At 69.8% G+C, this 1,437-nt stretch carries 3 protein-coding genes; 1 reads left to right on the top strand and 2 read right to left on the bottom strand.

The annotated features are described in order from the left end of the window. The coding region (locus tag SACHA_RS25595; protein WP_039739210.1) for a hypothetical protein at window positions 1-236 on the top strand (236 nt) is incomplete at its 5' end. A 131-nt stretch (window positions 237-367) separates the two neighbouring features. On the opposite strand, the gene SACHA_RS0115070 is transcribed toward SACHA_RS25595, so the two are convergent. Both SACHA_RS0115070 and SACHA_RS0115065 read right to left on the bottom strand, forming a co-directional pair. Then, a complete protein-coding gene (locus SACHA_RS0115070) occupies window positions 368-814 on the bottom strand; it encodes a DUF6918 family protein (protein ID WP_019811012.1) in 447 nt (148 codons plus the stop codon). 187 nt (window positions 815-1,001) lie between these two features. Continuing rightward, the coding region (locus SACHA_RS0115065; RefSeq protein ID WP_232211897.1) for a DUF2020 domain-containing protein at window positions 1,002-1,437 on the bottom strand (436 nt) is incomplete at its 5' end.

Here is a 1,437-nt window from a genome sequence, read left to right as displayed (position 1 = left end):
CGGCACAGCCCCCCGCCGCGGGCCAGTCCTCCGGTGCGGCGGCGCAGTCCTCCGGTGCGGCCGGGCAGGAGGAGAGCCCGGCCGACAGGTCGAGCCGGAGCACGGGCGACACGGCCCAGCAGAGCACGAAGCAGCCGTCGACGAAGCAGCAGGCCGCGCGGCAGGAGACGGCGAAGGGGACGGAACGGGCCCAGGCCCAGGGCGGGCAGAGCAACTCGCAACAGCCGAAATCCTGACCGGGATCCCACCGCGACGGCGGCTGAGCCCCGCCGGTTGCCACGAGGACAGCGAAAGGCCCCCGGAGGGCGTCCCCTCCGGGGGCCTTCGTCGTGGTCCGGACCGGATCCGGCCGGTGCCGCCCGGGTTTTCAGGCGGCGTGCTTGTCGATGAGCTTGCCCAGGCGCGGCAGGGCCTCCTCGACGTTCTCCTTGCCCTTCGGGCGCAGCTTGTCGTAGACCTTCTTGATGCTGTCGCGGTCGCTCTTCTCCGCACGGGCGTCGGTGACCGACAGCAGCGCGTCGGCGGCCTCGTCCGAGCGGGTGGGCAGGTAGCTGCCGAAGTCGCTCGTGCCGCTGGCCTTGAAGTCGGCGTAGAAGGGCTCCAGCGCGGCGGTGAAGTCGTCGAGGAGGCTGTCCACGGCAGACGTGATCATGCCGGGCTTGATCTTCTTGACCGCACCGTAGCCGGTCTTGATGACCGTGCCGGACACGCCGCTCTTGGCCTCGACCTCCTCGTCGATGAGGTTCCCGAGGTCTTCGACCACGGTCGGGCGCTTGCTGGAGTCGAGCAGGATTTCCTTCAGGGTGTCAGCCACGGCTTCCCATCCTTCACAGTCTGATTCAACGATTCGCCTGGCAGGACGCCCGACGCCCGGCACAGCCCCACTCTGGGGAGTCAACCGGTTGAGGTAGGCCGTCCTGATGTGCCTGCGCGTGCGCAGTACCTTAGTACAAGATCAATTCGGCTTGCACGCAGCGGTGTTCTCCCGTCACGCTGAGCCTTTAGAGGGCTCCGACCACGTCCGTGGCCACCGTCCGGGCCTTCACGCTCTGTCGTTGATTCGTGGTCACGATAACGGCGGTTTCACCCTTACTGATGGCATAGACCGCGCCGCTGTCGTCCGTTTCGTAGCCACCCTCCCAACCGGACGGCCGTGTCGCGGGGTTCGACGTCCCGACCGGTGCGGCGGCGTCGACGAGCGCCACCGCCACCTCCGGCCGCCCGAGGAACACCCGCACACGCAGCTGTTCCTCCCCGTCGGGTCGGTGGAAGAAGCAGGTCGGCGGGTCACCGTCGGAGACCCGGACGGTGCCGACCCGCTGTCCGTTCGCCTCGGCGACGGCGTCGGCCGACAGGTACGGGCACGGCCCCTCGGCCACGGGCTCCGGTTCCGGCGGCAGCGCCACCGACTCCCGGGGCGACGCCGGGGCCTCCGGC

The sequence above is a fragment of the Saccharomonospora halophila 8 genome, assembly GCF_000383775.1.
Lineage (GTDB): Bacteria > Actinomycetota > Actinomycetes > Mycobacteriales > Pseudonocardiaceae > Saccharomonospora > Saccharomonospora halophila.
This window is presented reverse-complemented; position numbering and strand designations above follow the sequence as displayed.